The following is a 16,303-nucleotide window of genomic DNA, read 5'->3' as shown; positions in this document are numbered from 1 at the left end:
GGCCTATTCGGCGGCCTCGGCCCGCGGCGCGAGGATGGCACGGATGGCGTCGGCATCCACGTCGTCATGCTCGGCGATGACCACGAGCCGGCCCCGGCGCCGCTCCTGCGGTCCCCACGGCCGGTCGTACTGGTGGCGCACCCGCGCGCCCACCGCCTGGACCAGGAGGCGCATGGGCTTGCCGGCCACCGCCGCATGGCCCTTCACCCGGAGGATGTTCCGCCGTGCCGCCAGCTCGGTGATCCGCGCCGCCAGCTCGGCGGGGTCGGCCAGCTCGGGGATGTCGATGACCACGCTGTCGAAATCGTCGTGGTGGTGGTCGGAGGCGTCGTCATGGTGGCTCGGGCGGGCGTCGAGGTCATCCTCGGCGGCGGCGCCGAGGCCGAGGATCACGCGCGGGTCCACGGCGCCGTCCACCACCTCGATGACGGGCAGGGGGCGCGGCGCCTCTGCGTGAATGATCGCCTTCGCCTTGGCCACGCCCTCCGGGCCGGCGAGGTCGGCCTTGGTGAGCAGGACGATGTCGGCGCAGGCGATCTGGTCCTCGAACACCTCGCTGAGCGGGGTCTCGTGGTCGATGCTCGCGTCCGCCTGGCGCTGGCGGTCCACGGCCGCCGTGTCGGGCGCGAAGCGGCCGGCCGCCACGGCTTCCGCGTCGGCGAGGGCAATGACGCCGTCCACGGTGATCCTGGAGCGGATGTCCGGCCAGTCGAAGGCCTTCACGAGCGGCTTGGGCAGGGCAAGGCCGGAGGTCTCGATCAGGATGTGCTCGGGCCGGGGATCGAGCGCCATCAGCGCCTCGATGGTGGGGATGAAGTCATCGGCCACGGTGCAGCAGATGCAGCCGTTGGCGAGCTCGATGATGTTCTCCGCCGGGCAGTCGGGCAGGGCGCAGCCCTTCAGGATCTCCCCGTCCACGCCCACGTCGCCGAACTCGTTGACCACCACCGCGAGGCGCCGCCCCCCCGCGTTGCGCATCAGGTGGGAGATGAGCGTGGTCTTGCCCGAGCCGAGAAAGCCCGTGATGACGGTGACGGGTAGCTTTTCGAGGTTGGCCATGGCGCCCTTGGTCCCACATGGTGATGGCACAGGGGGATTCTCATGGCGGGCGGGTGCGCGCGCAGCCCTCCCGACACCGGTGCACCCCGCCGGCTTCGTCGGTTTGGGCTGGCAGGTCTCCCGGCTTGCGGAAGTCAGAGGCGCCTTTCGGCCCTCTGTCGGGCGCCCTGCCTTCCCGGTGGCGAAACCAGTGGCGTCGGGCGACCTCTCCGGTCACGGTCGCGGGGGCGGCTGCGCTTGGGCCGTGCTCCTGATCGGAGCGGCCTGGCGCATTCCCTTTTCATCTGTTTACACAGACACCAGCGTCGGGGGAATGTGCCCGAACGGCCCGCCCTGTCAAGCGCGAAGGAACTGAGATGGAAGACCTGACCGCCCGCCACAACGCCAAGATGAAGGTCGTCAAGGCGGCGCGGGACGAGTTGATGAAGACGAAGACGCAGGAGAAGGGGCTCGTCATCGTCCACACGGGGGCGGGCAAGGGCAAGTCCTCCTCCGGCTTCGGCATGGTCCTGCGCTGCATCGCCCACGGCATGCCCTGCGCGGTGGTGCAGTTCATCAAGGGCGACCGGGATACCGGCGAGAAGACCCTGCTGCGCGAGCGGTTCGCGCAGGAGTGCCGCTTCTTCGTCTCGGGAGAGGGCTTTACCTGGGAGACCCAGGACCGCGAGCGCGACGTGGCCGCCGCCCGCAACGGATGGCGCATCGCCCAGGAGCAGATCCTTGACCCTGAAATCCGCTTCGTGCTTCTGGACGAGATCAACATCGCCCTGCGTTACGACTATCTCGACATTGCCGAGGTGGTGGATTTTCTCCTCACGCGGAAGCCGCCCATGACCCACGTCTGCCTCACCGGCCGCAACGCGCGGCCGGAGCTGGTCGCGGCCGCCGATCTCGTGACAGAGATGACGCTCGTGAAGCATCCCTTCCGCGACGGCGTGAAGGCCCAGGCGGGGATCGAGTTCTGATGAATGCCGTGGAGAAGGTGCGCCCGGCCAGCCCCTGCATCGGCGCCTGCGCCATGGACGAGGCGCGCGGCCTGTGCACCGGCTGCGCCCGCACCCGCGATGAGATCGCCATCTGGGGCTCCGCCGACGAGGCGACCCGCGACCGCGTCTGGCGCGCGCTGCCGGCACGCGCCGCCGCGCTCGGCCTCGCGGTGCGGCGGCTCCCCTGGCGGGGGGAGGCGCTGCTGGACGAGGTGGAGCGCCGCTTCACCGAGGCGCAGGGCACCTTCGTCGCGGGTGTGCACGGCGCCGTGGCGGAGGTGCTGCGCGCGCCGGGGGAGGCGTTCGAGGCGCGGCGCGCGGGTGCGACGCTGACCCTGCGCACGGCCCGCGCGGCGCTCCGCCTTGAGGCGCCCCCGCATCTGGCCGCGTTCGAGATGACGCGGGCCGGTGCCGCGCCGCTCATCGCCCTGGCGGTGCCGGCGGGACGGGTGGGCCCCGAAGGCCCGCGCGCGCTCACCGCCCTCGGCCCGGACACGGAGGCGCTGCTCGCCCGCGATGGCGGGGGGATGCGCTTCGACCTCGGCCTCGGGCGCCGGGCGGCGCGCTTCTCCATCCGCTGCTCCGCCGGGCTCGCCTCGCGCGTCGCCGACCATTGCGGCGCGCCCTGGCCCGAATGCCTCGCGCGCATCGGCGGCGCCGTGCTGGCGGAGAGCCCGGTGCGGGTGGTGGAAGCGCCCTGTCTTCGGGCGGAGGTGGATGCCCCCATTCCCCCGCCCGAGGGGCGATCGCCGGAGGGGCCCCACACCCACCTCCTGCCGGAGGTGCTGGCCCATGGCCTCGACGCCCCGCCGGGGCTGGCGCTGCCGAAGGGCTACATCCTCTCCCTCCTGTTCTACCCGGCCTGATCCCATGGCGCGCGCGATCATGCTCCAGGGCACCGGCAGCAATGTCGGCAAGTCCCTTCTCGTGGCCGGCCTGTGCCGGGCGGCGCGGCGGCGCGGGCTCTCCGTCGCGCCTTTCAAGCCGCAGAACATGTCGAACAACGCGGCGGTGACCGCCGACGGCGGCGAGATCGGCCGTGCCCAGGCGCTGCAGGCGCTGGCCTGCGGCCTTTCCCCCCACACCGACATGAACCCGGTGCTGCTCAAGCCCGAGAGCGACGTGGGCGCGCAGGTCATCGTGCAGGGGCGGCGCCTCGCCACCGCGCGGGCGGGGGCGTATTTCAAGCTCAAGCCGCAGCTCCTGGGCACCGTGGTGGAGAGCTTCCGCCGCCTTTCCACCGCCCATGACCTCGTCATCGTGGAGGGCGCGGGCAGCCCGGCGGAGGTGAACCTGCGCAAGGGGGATATCGCCAACATGGGCTTCGCGCGGGCGGCCGATGTGCCGGTCATCCTGGCGGGCGACATCGACCGCGGCGGCGTGATCGCCCAGATCGTCGGCACCAGGGCGGTGATCGACCCGGAGGATGCGGCCCTGGTGGCCGGCTTTCTCGTCAACAAGTTCCGTGGCGACCCGCGCCTGTTCGACGACGGCTACGCCCTGATCGCGGCCGCGACCGGCTGGCGCGGCTTCGGGGTCTGCCCCTGGTTTCCCGATGCCTGGAGGCTGCCGGCGGAGGACGCGCTGGATATCGGCGCCCCGCGGCGGGCGGGCGGGCCGCACGTGGTGTGCCTCGTGCTCTCGCGCATCGCCAATTTCGACGATCTCGACCCGCTGGCGCAGGAGCCGGGCCTGCGCCTCACCATGCTGGGCCCCGGCCGGGCCATTCCCGGCGATGCGGACCTCGTGATCGTGCCCGGCACCAAGTCCACCCGCGGCGATCTCGTCTTCCTGCGGGCGCAGGGGTGGGATGTGGACCTTGCCGCCCACCGCCGTCGGGGCGGCCGCGTGCTGGGCATTTGCGGCGGCTACCAGATGCTTGGCCGCACCATCGCCGATCCGGAGGGAATCGAGGGCCGGGCTGGCAGCGACCCTGGCCTCGGCCTGCTGGAGGTCGAGACCGTGATGACGCCGGACAAGCGCCTCATCGAGGTGGAGGCCGTCCATGCGGCTTCGGGCCGGGCGTTCCACGGCTATGAGATCCACATCGGCCGCACGCAGGGGCCCGATTGCGCGCGCCCCTTCGCTTATGTCGGCGCCGCAGCGGAGGGCGCCGTCAGCGCCGATGGGCGGGTGGTTGGCAGTTACCTTCATGGCATGTTCCGCGACGACGCGTTTCGCGCCGCCGTGCTGGCCGATCTCGGCGCCGCCGCGTCCGTGCGCTACGGCACGGGCGTGGAGGCGACCCTGGACGCCCTGGCCGTGCATCTGGAGGCCCACCTGGACGTGGAGGGGCTGCTCGCCACCGCGCGATAGGCCGGTTTTGGCCGGCGGCCTCCTTGCGGATTTCCGGCCTCCCGCTCGTGTTTTCTGGGGATCGCGCCGGCCAATTCTCGGAAAAGCCGGAGCGCCTCTTGCCTTCGCGCCCGCATCGGCCCGCCCCGACCTCAAGATGAGCCGAGGCAAAAAGGTCATATCGAGGGCGGTCCATGTATTGTGCAGTGCGAATAGCCCCATCCCGGCGGGAAATATTCGCCCTCGCGCCCGTCAACGAAACCCCGTGGACCTCCCGCGGACAATCGATTGCGTCGAAGTCCCAATAGCCCATCTTTCATGGCGCGGGTCGATTATGTCCAGAGCGGTGCTCGTCATCTTACCTTCGTCATCGACGCGGCAGACCTCCTCCTTGATTCGGAGTCCCGGACCTGTGTCTTTGTCGCTGACAGCGGGGTGGAACGTGTGGTAAGGGCGGAGTAGCGAAAGTGGCGAGACTTTCATGAACACGTTCTGCGCGAACTGCTGGCTGCTGCATCCATGACAGCTCCGCGAGGTCCACGGTCCCAGCAGGCGGATTTTGCATTGAGCAAAAACAGCGACACTTGCGGCGAGGCAACCGTTTCCAGGCGCGATGGCGCGGGAGCCGGGCGTACCGGCGGCGTTCTTGAGGCTTATCTGCTGGAAAAGCTGTTTTCCCACCGTTCTCTCCCGGAGGGCGAGGGCCGGTTCTCGGCGGGGGAGGCGGGCCTGCTCCTGCCGGCGCTCTACCGGCCCGTCGCCGATGCGCGCTATGCCGGGCGTATCCTGTGCGTGCCGCGCCCGGGCGACGGGCGCACCGATCCGCAGCTGTGTGCCCTCTCGGGGGCCGATCTGGTCCTGCGGGCGGATGTCTCCGGCGGGGCGGGGGGCATCGAGGCCTTCATCGATTCCCTTTCGTCCGCCGCCTTCGTGCTTTGTGGCTGCCTGCCGGCGGCGGTCGTCGCCGCGGCCTATGGGGTGCCCTTCGCCTTCTGGGGCGAGACGGCTTCCGACCCTTCACCGGAGCTGCGGCAGTTCGCGGAGGAGGTCGGGCTTCCGGCTGCCGCCGCCGCGAATGCCATTTCGGGCCGCAAGCTTCATGATGCGCTGGGGCGCGCTCTCACGTGGCCGCCGCTGCCGTGGCGGGCCCTGGCTTCCGCGCCGTGGCCCCTTCGGCCCGAGGCGCTGGAGCGCATCCTCGCCCATTTCGATCGTTCCGGCTCCGCCGGCAAGGACCGCCTCGCCGGCGCGATCCGCTCTTGGGCGAAGGGGCGCGGGGCCGCCGGCGCGCCCTCGGCCCGCACCGATGCGCCGAGCGGCGCATTCTCCGAGGACGACGCCCTCGCCCAGGCGGAGCAGCGCATCGCGCGCACGACCTCCCATTACGAGGATGCGCTCTCCCGTGCGGAGCAGCGCATCGCGGGCATGACAGCGGTGGGCGACCGGTTCGTCAAGGAGCTGTGGTCCGCCAATTCCCACCCCTGGCGCCCGCTGTGGCGCGGGGTGCAGCGCACCGCCCTGCGCTTCGTTCTCCTGTTCCGTCCGGCGCTGCCGAAGCGTAGCCGCGACAGCCTCCGCCGTTCGCTGGACAAGCGCCGGTCGGCCCGCTACCAGCGCGAGTGGGATCTCGCCTGCGGACGCCTGGAGCACTGGCCGGCGCCGCATCCGGACGTTCCCGGCCAGAAGGCGCCGCCGCTGGCTGTGGTGCCGCGCCTGCCCCTGCGCCTGCAGGGCGCCGCCGAGCCGGTGGTGTCCATCATCATTCCCACTTACGGCCAGGTGGACTACACCATCGGCTGCGTCGCCTCGCTCGCCGCCCATCCGCCCGCTGCACCGTTCGAGGTCATCGTCATGGACGATGCCTATCCCGGAGACGATGCCGCCCGCCTGCAGGGGGCGTTCGAGGGCGTGCGCGTCATCCGCAATCCGGCTAACCAGGGGTTCCTGCTCACCTGCAACGCGGCGGCTCGGGAAAGCCGGGGCAAATATCTGTTTTTCCTGAACAACGACACGCAGCTGCAGCCCGGCGCCATCGATGCGCTCGTCGATGTCCTGGAAGGCGACGCGACGGTCGGCATGGCCGGCTCCAAGCTGATCTATCCGGATGGCTCGCTGCAGGAGGCCGGCGGCATCATCTGGTCCGATGGCTCCGCGTGGAACTACGGGCGTGGCGGCGACCCGTCCAGGCCGGAATACAATTATCGCCGCGAGGCGGATTACATCTCCGGCGCGGCGATCATGGTGCGCGCGCCGCTGTTCGAGGCGCTGGGCGGGTTCGATGAGGCCTATGTGCCGGCCTATTGCGAGGATTCCGATCTCGCCTTCCGCATCCGCGAGGCCGGGCTCAGGGTCGTCTACGAGCCGCGCTCCGTCGTGGTCCATTTCGAGGGCAAGAGCCACGGCACCGATGTGGGCAGCGGCATCAAGGCCTATCAGGTCGCCAACACCGAGCGGCTCCGCGAGAGGTGGAAGGCGGTTCTCCAGCGCGATCACATGGCCGATCCCAAGGATGTTCTGCGGGCGCGGGACCGGGCGCGGCACCGGCCGGTCATCCTGGTGGTGGACCATTACGTGCCCGAGCCGGACAAGGATGCCGGCTCGCGCACCATCATGGCCTTCCTGCAGGCCCTGTGCTCGGAAGGCTGGGTGGTGAAGTTCTGGCCGCAGAACCGCGTGTATTCCCCGGACTATACGCCGCCGCTGCAGGATCTGGGCATCGAGGTCATCGACAGCCGCTGGAGCGGCAGTTTCGAGAACTGGATCGCGCTCAACGGCCACGCGCTGGATCATGTCCTCGTCAGCCGGCCGAACGTGGCCATGGATGTCATCGGCCCTCTCGTCAGCCACACGCTCGCGCGTCTCAGCTATTACGGGCACGACCTGCACTTCCTGCGCATGCGGCGGCAGGCGGAGGTGACGGAAGACGCCGCGCTGCTCGAGGATTCGAAGCAGATGGAGGCGCGCGAACGGAACCTCTGGCGGCGCTTCGACAACGTGATCTACCCGTCCGTGCTCGAGACGGATGTGGTCGCCGCCGAATCGCCGAGCATTCGCGCGCGAACGATCGTGCCCTATTTCTTCGAGGCGTTCGAGGAGAGGGAAGCGCCGCCGGAAGGCAGCACCGTGCTGTTCGTCGCGGGGTTCGCGCATCCGCCGAACATCGATGCCGCGAAGTTCCTCGTCCAGGGGGTGATGCCCCTGGTGTGGGCGAAGATGCCTCACGTCCACCTGCAGCTCGTCGGCTCGCACCCTTCCGCCGAGGTTCGGGCGCTGGCCGGACGGCACGTGGAGGTCACCGGCTGGGTGAGCGCGGAGCAGCTCCACCGCCACTATCTCGATGCGCGGGTGGCCATCATCCCCCTGCGCTTCGGCAGCGGCATCAAGAGCAAGACCGTGGAGGCGATGAGCGTCGGCTTGCCGCTGGTGACGACGTCCATCGGCGCGGAGGGTCTTCAGGGTCTCGGCGACATCTGCCCCATCGACGACGATCCGCAGCGTCTCGCCGCCGGCATCCTCCATCTCATGGGCGATGACGCGGCGTGGCTGGAGCAGTCTCGACGTCAGGTACGCTACGCGGAGGCGCATTTCTCGCTTCACGCTTTGAGCGAATCCCTGCTTTCCGCCCTCGACGAGAAGCGTGAAGGGGCCGGCGGCCCGCATTGAGGGCGAGCCGCTGAGGGGCTTCCTCCATTTCCGCGGGGGGGCGATCATCCCTCGGGGCGTTCTCCCGATGCCGGGGGCATGGCCGAGCATGGCTGTGCCAGGATGCCGAAGAATAGGCCGCTCCCGCCTGATGCGCCCGCCGGGCGTTTCATGAAAACCGGCATCCCGGATTCGATTTTCCGCGAAGCGATGGACCCGCCGGCGTGCGCGCCTTCATCCGTGCACGCCCGTAAGCCTTGCGTGCCGCCCGCTCCGGCGGTTCAGCCCCGCGAGGCGAGGAAGCGGCGGAAGGCGGTCAGGGTCTTCTCGGAGACGTAGTGCTCCATGCCCTCGGCGTCGGCCTCCGCGGCTTCGCGGGGCACGCCCACCGCCAGCAGGAAATCCACCACCAGCCGGTGGCGCGCCCGCACGCGCTCCGCCATGGCCGCGCCTTCCTCCGTGAGGAAGACGCCGCGATAGGGGCGGGAGGTCACGAGCCCCTCCCGCTTCAGCCGGGCGATGGCCTTGGTGGCCGTGGGGTGTGTGACGCCCAGGCGGCGGGCGATGTCCGTCACCCGCGCCTCGCCGTGGGCGGCCAGGAGATCGGCGATGAGCTCGGTATAGTCTTCGAGGATCTCGGCCGAGCGGGCGGTCCGCGCCCGGTTGAAGCGCAGCACCTCGTCCGCCTCGGCGGCGTGGATGTCGAGGGGGGCGGGCTCGCTCCGGCTGGCGCCTTTTTGTTCGGCAGTCAATCGCTCCCCCATGGTGGCCCCGGCCGGGTGGCACCCGCCCGCCGCCGCGGCCCGCCGCATGACGGGCCGGAGCCGGAAGTCATTCCCATTATCGGTTCGGGGTGGGGCTTTGCAACCGCGGCCGGTTCGCCGTCCACCGGCGCCGCCCCCGCGCTGCGTCTTCGAAAAAGGCCATTGCAATGAATGTAGCCATGGCTACATTATAGAGCATCTGCAACACGGGCCCGCCCCATGCCCTTTTCGCCGTTGTCTTCCGCGCCGGTACCGCCATCGACGCTGCCGCTTGCTCCCGTAGGGGAGGGCAGCTCCGTCTCCGCGCGCACCAGCGCCGCCATCGCCGAGGTCCTTTCGGGCCGGCGGCGGGGCGGCACGCTGCTGTTCATGGGGCCGGCGGTGATCGCCTCCATCGCCTACATGGACCCCGGCAACTTCGCGACCAACATCCAGGCCGGCGCCCATTACGGCTATGCGCTGCTGTGGGTGGTGGTGGCGGCGAACCTCGTGGCCATGCTGTTCCAGGCCCTCTCGGCCAAGCTGGGCATCGTCACGGGGCGCAACCTGGCGGAGCTTTGCCGCTCGGAGCTGCCCAGGCCCATGGTGTGGGTGATGTGGGCGGTGAGCGAGGTGGCGGCCATGGCCACCGACCTCGCCGAGTTCCTCGGCGGCGCCATCGGCCTCTCGCTGCTGCTGGGCCTGCCGCTGCTCGTCGGCATGGGCATCACGGCCGTGGTCACCTATGGCATCCTGCTGTTCGAGCGGCAGGGCTTCCGGCCCATGGAGCTCATCATCGGCGGCCTCGTGGGGCTGATCGGCCTGTGCTACCTGGCGGAGCTGTTCATCGCGCCGGTGGACTGGGGCGCGGCGCTGGTCGGCGCGGTGCGCCCGCAGATGCCCGACGGCCAGGCCCTCATGATCGCGGTGGGCATCATCGGCGCCACCGTGATGCCCCACGCCCTCTACCTGCACTCGGGGCTGACGCAGAACCGCATCACGCCCGAGAATGTCGCCCAGCGCCGCCTGCTGGTGCGCTTTTCGAATCGAGAGGTGATGCTGGCGCTCTCGGTGGCGGGCCTCGTGAACATGGCCATGGTCATCATGGCCGCGAGCGCCTTCCACCTCGGCCATTCCGAGGTGGCGGAGATCGAGACCGCCTACCACACGCTGACGCCCCTTCTGGGCGCAGGGGCGGCGGGCATCTTCCTCGTGTCGCTCATCGCTTCCGGCGTGTCGAGCTCGGTGGTGGGCACCATGGCCGGGCAGATGATCATGCAGGGCTTCGTGGGCTTCCGCATCCCACTGCTGGTGCGTCGGCTCGTCACCATGGTGCCGGCGTTCGTGGTGGTGGCCATGGGGGTGGACACCACCTATGCCCTGGTGCTGAGCCAGGTGGTGCTTTCCATCGCGCTGCCGGTGCCCATGATCGCGCTGGTGATGTTCACCCGCCGCCGTAACCTGATGGGCGAGTTCGCCAACAGCACCCTCACCAACGTGCTCGCCATCGGCGGCAGCGTGCTGGTGCTGGGGCTGAATGGCGTGCTGCTGGCGCAGACCTTCGGGCTCGACCTGGGCATCTGAGGCCCCGCGCCCGCGGGAAGCTGGGGTCCTGATCCGGGTGGGGCGCCGCCGCCGCGCCCGGCGCAGGTTGAGCCGGTTTTCGCCGGTGCCGCGGGCCTCTCTCCAACGCCGCGTGGGCTACACCAAAACCCGTGAGGACAGCTCACGAGCCTCGGGCATTACTCCTGGCGCACGTCCGCCAACTGCCCGCCGGTGATCTCCACCAGCTTCGCGGTGGAGGTGCGGAAGACATGCTGCGGCGAGCCCGCGGCCGCCCACAGGGGATCGAGCGCGAGCAGGTCCGTGTCGATCAGCACGACGGGCGGGTGCGCGTGGCCTACCGGGGAGACGCCGCCCACGGGAAAGCCGGTGCGCCCGGCCACCCATTGCGGATCGGCCGGCTTCACCGCGAGACCCGTGGCGGCGGCAACCTTCCTGCGGTCGATGCGGTTCGCGCCGGAGGCGATGACCAGAACCGCCTCTTCCCCAGCGCGGAAGACGATGGACTTGGCGATCTGGGCCAGGGCGCACCCCACCGCCGCGGCGGCATCGGCGGCGCTGTGTGTGCCCTCCGCGAAGGCGAGAATGGTGTCCTCATGCCCCGCCGCTGCCAATGCGCGCCGCACGCGCTCGACGCCTTCCACCTTTCCGAGCCCCCTCAGCCCGCCTTGGCCGCGAGCAGCGTGGCGCTGAGGTCCGACGCGGGGGCGAGGCCGGCGGCGGCGAGGGGCATTAGTTTCACCTCGGTGGCGGCTTTCAGGCTGGCGAAATCGAGCCCCACATAGTTCATCCCGGCGTAGGTGCGCACCAGGAAGCGGCCACCGGCGAGGTCGGCGAGCGAAATCCACGAGGTATATTCGGTGGTGTACTCGCCCTCTCCCTCCGGTTCCGCGCCCTCCACCTCCAGGTCTCCCGCGCCGCGCGGATCGATGGTGATGCCCTTCGGCCGGTCGAAATTGTTCATGACGTGCGCGAGGGTGGAGAGCGCCGCCTCGGGCGCGGCGCGCTCCGCATATTGCGCATAATAGGCCGCGCGCACGAACCGCCCGACGGCGGTGTTGGAGGCGGGAAGCCCCGCCGTGGCGATGCCCGAATCGGGCTGGCGCACCTTGAGCGACCCGAAGCTGCCTTCCGACCGGTCGAGGTTGGTCAGGAAGGAGTAGTTGTTCATGTTGGTGAGGTGCCAGGGGAAGTCCGGCCCGTTGGTCATCACCCCGATGGGATTGTCGTAGACGTTCTGCCGCCCGTCCGCGAACTCGATGACGAGGGAGGCGCCGGTGCGGTCATGAACGATGAAGTGGAAGGGCGTGCGCGCCCCGTGCAGCGGCGCCAGTGCGGTGAGCAGCACCGGCTGGGCGGCGAGCGCGGCCTTCACCTCCGCCGCCGTCTCGAACAGGCCCAGGGTCCACATGCCGAGGTCGATGGCGGCCAGCGCGGCGCGGGTCATCTGGAAGCTCGCGGCCGGGCCATCGGCGCTGGGGAAGGCGAGCACGCTGAAGGAGAGGCCCTTCTCGTTCATGCCCTCCACCAGCTTGAGGTCCTCCACCGTGCCATTGGGCACGGTGATGCCGATGATGGCATGGCGCGTCTCGAAATCCAGCTCCGCCCGGCCGGGCACATTGGAGGCGACCTTGCGGCCGGCGGGCACGTAGGAGAGCAGGTAGGGCAGCTCCATGGGCAGCTCCATGGAGCGGCCGGCATAGGCGCCGCCCTTGTTGTCCCGGTAGAGCAGCGCGGTGCAGGCGACCACCGCATCCACTCCGCCATGGGGCGTGAGCAGCGCCAAGGCGAGGAATGCGGCGAACAGCGCCAGGGCCAGGGCCGGCGGGCAGGAACGGCTTTCGGAGGCGCGGTCGGCGAACATGCTGGCTCCCGTCATCAAGTGACTATCGCGATTCTGCCGCGCCTGGAGCGATCTCCCGCGGGCACGGCCGTGCTCAAGAGTGTTCCGGCCGCGCCGGCGCGCGTCAACCGTCGCGCCGGCGCAGCATTTCGCCTCAGTTGTGGTTGAAGCCGCTCGCCTCGTCGGAGGTGAGCGGCGCGGTGACGGGATGCTTGGCGAAATAGTCGAGCGCCCGCTTCATGTCGTCGATCAGCAGCCCGGCGAGGTCGCGGCTGACCCCGTGACGCACCAGGATGCGCTGGATCACGAGATCCTGCCGGTTCGCAGGCATGGAATAGGCGGGCACCTGCCACCCGCGCGAGCGCAGGCGGTCGGCGAGATCATAGAGCGTGTAGCCGCCGATGCCGGCCTTGTCGTCCTTCAGCTTCCAGCACAGCGCCGGGATGCCGGCCTTGCGGTCGCCGTCGAACAGGATCTCGAACGGGCCGAGCGCGCCGATCTCGCGGGCGAGAAATTCGGCGGTGTCGTAGCAGGCGTTCTGGATCTTGGCGTAGCCCTCACGGCCGAGGCGGATGAAATTGTAGTATTGCGCGATCACCTGTCCGCCGGGACGCGAGAAGTTCAGCGCGAAGGTGGGCATGTCGCCGCCCAGGTAGTTCACGTCGAACACCAGCTCCTGGGGCAGGTCCCCGGCCTCGCGCCACACCACCCAGCCCACGCCCAGCGGGGCGAGGCCGAACTTGTGGCCGGAGGAGTTGATGGACTTCACCCGCGGCAGGCTGAAGTCCCATTCGAGGTCGGGCGCGCAGAAGGGGGCGAGGAAGCCGCCCGAGGCGCCGTCCACATGGATGGGGATGTCGAGCCCGGTGTCCTTCTGGAGCCGGTCGAGGGCGTCGCTCACCGCCTTCACGGGCTCATACTGGCAGGTGAAGGTGACGCCGAGGGTGGGCACCACGCCGATGGTGTTCTCGTCCACCCGCTTCAGCACTTCCTCCGGGCTCATGATGAGCCGGTCGCCCTCCAGCGGGATCTCGCGCAGCTCCACGTCGAAGTAGCGGGCGAACTTGTGCCAGCAGATCTGCACCGGGCCGGTGACGAGATTGGGCTTGTCGGTCGGCTTGCCCTGGGCCGCGCGCGCCTTGCGCCAGCGCCATTTGAGCGCGAGCCCGCCCAGCATGGCGGCTTCGGATGAGCCCACGGTGGAGCAGCCGAGGGTGGTGCGCGGGGTGGGCGAGCGCCACAGGTCCGCCAGCATGCGCACGCAGCGCGCCTCGATCTCGGCGGTCTGGGGGTATTCATCCTTGTCGATCATGTTCTTGTCGATGGACAAGGCCATGAGGTCCTGGATCTCGGGGTCCACCCAGGTCTGGCAGAAGGTGGCGAGGTTCTGGCGCGAGTTGCCGTCGAGCATCAGCTCGTCCCGCACGGCGGCGAAGACGTGGCGCGGCTCGTGCTCCTGCGCGGGGAAGCCGAATTTCGGCATCTGGACGTGCAGGTCGCCGGAGGAATAGACGTCGTCGAGCAGCTCCGCGCGCAGGCTGGCGCTGGAGGGGGCTTTGGAGAGGTCTGCTGTCATGGGTCGGCCTCCTCTGGGCGGGGTCACCGCGCGTGCGGCGGGAATGGGTCGCGCCCCGAAGGGGCTACCGCCGCATGGAAGCGCGGAATCCTCCCCGGAGCCTTGAGCTTGCGCAAGCGCCTCGCCCGTGCCGCCGTAGAAGACACGCTTCGTGTGACGTTTTCACCGGCCCGCTCCGGGGCGGAGCGGCGCAGCGGGCGGGCATGGCGGGGCAGGTCTGCGAAACCCGCGCCACGACGGGGCGGCGCCGAGGGAGGCCGGGCGGGGACTTCGCCGTGCGGCGACGCCGCGCGCCTCCGGTGGGGATCAAGCATGACCGGGAGTAAGCGACAATCCGGCTCTGAAATCAAGCGCCGATGGTCTTGATCCCATTGAGGAATAGGCAATATCCCATTTGGGAGACAAGTCCAGGGCGTTTCCCGTTTCGTGGAATCGGGAAACGCCCTGGACTCGAGTTGACGCGTTTTCTGCGCCCGAGCCGGTCTCCACTTCGCGCGACAGCGCTCTAGGCGGGGCCACGGCTCCCGGCGGGGCGATCGACTCCGATGAGGTGGCGCACCCGCGGCGGCGCCTCGCCCCGGTGGAAGCGGATGGCCTCGGCCTGCACGTCCGCGTCGGCATGGGAGACGCGGCGGTGCTGGCGCAGGTGCTCGGCCCAGGATTCCACCATGAACCACTCCACCAGCAGCTCGGGGTCCGCGGAATCCTCGGTCACGCCCCAGGCATAGGCGCCGTCGCGCCGGCGGGCCGCCGAAAGATGGTGGAGCGCGGAGAGGAAGGCATCCCGCTCCGCCCGCGCCACCCGGTACTCGATCTCGATGAGCACCGGGCCGCGGTCGTTGTCCACGGCCTCCGCCAGCAGCGGCTCGGGCCAGTGGAGGGAGGGGGTGAGGTCCGCCTCGCCCTTCGGCAGCGCCACCCGGTGGAGCGCGAGCCCGGTGAGGGCGAGCCCCGCGCCGGCGACGACCAGCGCGGCGGAAAGCCCGATCTGCTGCGCCACCACGCCCCACAGCAGGCTACCGCCCGCCATGGTGCCGTTGAACACCGTGAGATAGACGGCGAGCGCCCTCCCGCGCACCCAGTTGGGCAGGATGGACTGGGCGGTGGCGTTGAGGGTGGTGAGTGCGATGATCCAGGCCGCGCCCATGGCCAACAGCACGGGCAGCGCCAGCGCCGGGGGCGGGGCCAAAGCGAGGCCGGCGGTGGCGGCGGCGCTGACCAGCCCCGCGGCGAGCACCAGCCCGTCGGCATCCAGCCGCGCGCGCAGGCGCGGGAGCAGCAGCGCGCCCAGGATGGCGCCCGCGCCCACCGAGCCCAGCAGCAGGCCGTAATAGGCGGCGTCGCCCTTCAGGAGGTTGCGGGAAACCAGCGGCAGCAGGGCCCACACCGCGCTCGCGAAGGAGAAGAAGAAGGCCGCCCGCAGCAGCACCACATGCAGCTCGCGGCTGGAGCGCGCATAGCGCAGCCCGGCCCGGAACGCGCCCGTGAAGCGCTCGGAGAGGTCGTCCTCCGCGCCCGGCGCGCGGCGCCACCACCACAAAGCGGCGATGACGATGACATAGCTCGCCACGTCCGCCCCGTAGGTCACCGCCGCGCCGAAGGCGGCGAGCAGCAGGCCGCCGGTGGCCGGGCCGATGGCGCGGGCGATGTTGATGCCCAGCGAGTTGAGCGCCACGGCGCTCTTCATCTCCGCGCGCGGCACCAGCTCCGGCACGATGGACTGCCAGGTGGGCGCGGTGAGCGCCGCGCCCACGCCGCCGAGGAAGGTGAGGGCGATCAGCGACCAGACGGTGACGAGGCCGGAGGCGGACAGCACCACCAGCGTCGCGCTCACGCAGCCCAGGGCGAGCTGGATGACCATGAGGAAGCGCCGCCGGTCCAGGATGTCGGACAGCACGCCGGCCGGGATGGCGAGCAGGAACACCGGCAGCATGGCCGCCGCCTGGATGGCCGCCACCGCGGCTGGGGAGGCGGAGAGATCCGTCACCAGCCAGGCGCTCGCCACGTCGCGCATGAAGGAGCCGGTGTTGCCGAGGATGGTCGCCGCCCACAACACCGCGAACACGCGCCGGCGCAGCGGCGCGAAGGCGCCGGATGGGGGAGAGGAAGGGGTGGCTGCCGGCTGATCGCTCACGCGCGCGCCTCGCTTTTGGGGTGGGGCAGTTTGGGGTGGGTCAGGTCGTGCCACGCCACGAGCACAAAGGCCCCCGCGAGGCCCAGATGCTCGAAGAAAGCGTTGGCGGCGAGCATGCGCTCGGCACCCGCCAGGGTCCAGAAACGGTTGGCGAGCAGGGCGGCGGCGCAGGTGAATGCGGCCAGCGCCAGCGCGCCCGCCCAGCGCCAGAGCCCCGAGAGCACGAGCGCCGAGGCGCCGAGCTCCAGGGCTATGACGGCGAGCGCCATGGGCGCCGCCGGGGCGAGCCCGAAGTGGGTCATCTCCGCCATCGCGCCGGGGAAGTCGAGCGCCTTCGCGATGCCGCCCTGGAGATAGGCGCCGGTGAGGGCGAGCAGGGCCATCGCGCGCACCGGCGCGGGGGCGAGAAGCCTCCGCGCCAGCCGCTCGGGGAAGGGTGCGCGCGGCGCCGCCACGGTGGGC

12 protein-coding genes and 1 riboswitch are annotated in these 16,303 nt (G+C 70.4%); of the genes, 5 read left to right on the top strand and 7 right to left on the bottom strand.

Translation table 11 applies throughout. The annotated features are described in order from the left end of the window. Positions 1 to 3: 3 nt before the first annotated feature. Positions 4 to 1,059 (bottom strand): cobalamin biosynthesis protein CobW, encoded by a 1,056-nt coding sequence (cobW, locus tag V5F75_RS18345; RefSeq protein WP_394035370.1) that lies wholly within the window; start codon positions 1,057 to 1,059, stop codon positions 4 to 6. Positions 1,060 to 1,152: 93 nt separating this feature from the next. Then, positions 1,153 to 1,378, bottom strand: a riboswitch (cobalamin riboswitch). Between the two features lie 37 nt (positions 1,379 to 1,415). Between cobW and cobO the strand changes: the two genes are divergently transcribed. From cobO to V5F75_RS18325, 4 genes are all read left to right on the top strand, one after another. Further along, positions 1,416 to 2,024: a cob(I)yrinic acid a,c-diamide adenosyltransferase gene (cobO, locus tag V5F75_RS18340; RefSeq protein WP_394035368.1), complete on the top strand. Its 609-nt coding sequence runs from the start codon at positions 1,416 to 1,418 to the stop codon at positions 2,022 to 2,024. Next, the gene (locus V5F75_RS18335; protein WP_394035366.1) at positions 2,024 to 2,911 is read left to right on the top strand and encodes a DUF1289 domain-containing protein; all 888 of its coding nucleotides are present in this window, start codon (positions 2,024 to 2,026) and stop codon (positions 2,909 to 2,911) included. Before cobO ends, V5F75_RS18335 begins: the two co-directional genes overlap by 1 nt. Before the next feature lie 4 nt (positions 2,912 to 2,915). Beyond that, positions 2,916 to 4,361 carry a cobyric acid synthase gene (locus V5F75_RS18330; protein ID WP_394035364.1) on the top strand — a complete coding sequence of 482 codons (1,446 nt, stop codon included), beginning with the start codon at positions 2,916 to 2,918 and terminating at the stop codon, positions 4,359 to 4,361. 543 nt (positions 4,362 to 4,904) lie between these two features. Beyond that, the gene (locus tag V5F75_RS18325; protein WP_394035362.1) at positions 4,905 to 8,003 is read left to right on the top strand and encodes a glycosyltransferase; all 3,099 of its coding nucleotides are present in this window, start codon (positions 4,905 to 4,907) and stop codon (positions 8,001 to 8,003) included. Positions 8,004 to 8,263: 260 nt separating this feature from the next. Here the strand turns inward: V5F75_RS18325 and mntR are convergent, their stop codons facing one another. Then, a complete protein-coding gene (mntR, locus tag V5F75_RS18320) occupies positions 8,264 to 8,746 on the bottom strand; it encodes a manganese-binding transcriptional regulator MntR (protein ID WP_394035360.1) in 483 nt (160 codons plus the stop codon). A gap of 219 nt (positions 8,747 to 8,965) precedes the next feature. Between mntR and V5F75_RS18315 the strand changes: the two genes are divergently transcribed. Beyond that, positions 8,966 to 10,309 (top strand): Nramp family divalent metal transporter, encoded by a 1,344-nt coding sequence (locus V5F75_RS18315; RefSeq protein WP_394035358.1) that lies wholly within the window; start codon positions 8,966 to 8,968, stop codon positions 10,307 to 10,309. A 158-nt stretch (positions 10,310 to 10,467) separates the two neighbouring features. Here the strand turns inward: V5F75_RS18315 and V5F75_RS18310 are convergent, their stop codons facing one another. The 5 genes from V5F75_RS18310 to V5F75_RS18290 all read right to left on the bottom strand — a co-directional run bounded on the left by V5F75_RS18310 (position 10,468) and on the right by V5F75_RS18290 (position 16,296). Then, positions 10,468 to 10,932, bottom strand: a complete 465-nt coding sequence (locus tag V5F75_RS18310; protein WP_394035356.1) for a YbaK/EbsC family protein — start codon at positions 10,930 to 10,932, stop codon at positions 10,468 to 10,470. A gap of 14 nt (positions 10,933 to 10,946) precedes the next feature. After that, a complete protein-coding gene (locus tag V5F75_RS18305; RefSeq protein WP_509212109.1) occupies positions 10,947 to 12,167 on the bottom strand; it encodes a linear amide C-N hydrolase in 1,221 nt (406 codons plus the stop codon). A gap of 118 nt (positions 12,168 to 12,285) precedes the next feature. Next, positions 12,286 to 13,707 (bottom strand): glutamate decarboxylase, encoded by a 1,422-nt coding sequence (gene gad / locus V5F75_RS18300; protein WP_394035352.1) that lies wholly within the window; start codon positions 13,705 to 13,707, stop codon positions 12,286 to 12,288. A 505-nt stretch (positions 13,708 to 14,212) separates the two neighbouring features. After that, positions 14,213 to 15,841, bottom strand: a complete 1,629-nt coding sequence (locus tag V5F75_RS18295) for an MFS transporter (RefSeq protein WP_394035350.1) — start codon at positions 15,839 to 15,841, stop codon at positions 14,213 to 14,215. Next, the gene (locus V5F75_RS18290) at positions 15,838 to 16,296 is read right to left on the bottom strand and encodes a DoxX family membrane protein (protein ID WP_394035348.1); all 459 of its coding nucleotides are present in this window, start codon (positions 16,294 to 16,296) and stop codon (positions 15,838 to 15,840) included. The genes V5F75_RS18295 and V5F75_RS18290 overlap by 4 nt, the downstream gene beginning before the upstream one ends. Between the last annotated feature and the right edge of the window lie 7 nt (positions 16,297 to 16,303).

Source organism: Xanthobacter albus, from assembly GCF_043194895.2.
In the GTDB taxonomy this organism is placed as follows: domain Bacteria; phylum Pseudomonadota; class Alphaproteobacteria; order Rhizobiales; family Xanthobacteraceae; genus Xanthobacter.
The sequence above is the reverse complement of the archived record's forward strand: the minus strand, read 5'-3'. Positions and strand labels throughout refer to the sequence as shown.

What these genes read in the sequence shown, in the direction of transcription:
- cobW (WP_394035370.1), bottom strand. Translation starts at nt 1,059, where the DNA reads ATGGCCAACCTCGAAAAGCTACCCGTCACCGTCATCACGGGCTTTCTC.
- cobO (WP_394035368.1), top strand. Translation starts at nt 1,416, where the DNA reads ATGGAAGACCTGACCGCCCGCCACAACGCCAAGATGAAGGTCGTCAAG.
- V5F75_RS18335 (WP_394035366.1), top strand. Translation starts at nt 2,024, where the DNA reads ATGAATGCCGTGGAGAAGGTGCGCCCGGCCAGCCCCTGCATCGGCGCC.
- V5F75_RS18330 (WP_394035364.1), top strand. Translation starts at nt 2,916, where the DNA reads ATGGCGCGCGCGATCATGCTCCAGGGCACCGGCAGCAATGTCGGCAAG.
- mntR (WP_394035360.1), bottom strand. Translation starts at nt 8,746, where the DNA reads ATGGGGGAGCGATTGACTGCCGAACAAAAAGGCGCCAGCCGGAGCGAG.
- V5F75_RS18315 (WP_394035358.1), top strand. Translation starts at nt 8,966, where the DNA reads ATGCCCTTTTCGCCGTTGTCTTCCGCGCCGGTACCGCCATCGACGCTG.
- V5F75_RS18305 (WP_509212109.1), bottom strand. Translation starts at nt 12,167, where the DNA reads ATGACGGGAGCCAGCATGTTCGCCGACCGCGCCTCCGAAAGCCGTTCC.
- gad (WP_394035352.1), bottom strand. Translation starts at nt 13,707, where the DNA reads ATGACAGCAGACCTCTCCAAAGCCCCCTCCAGCGCCAGCCTGCGCGCG.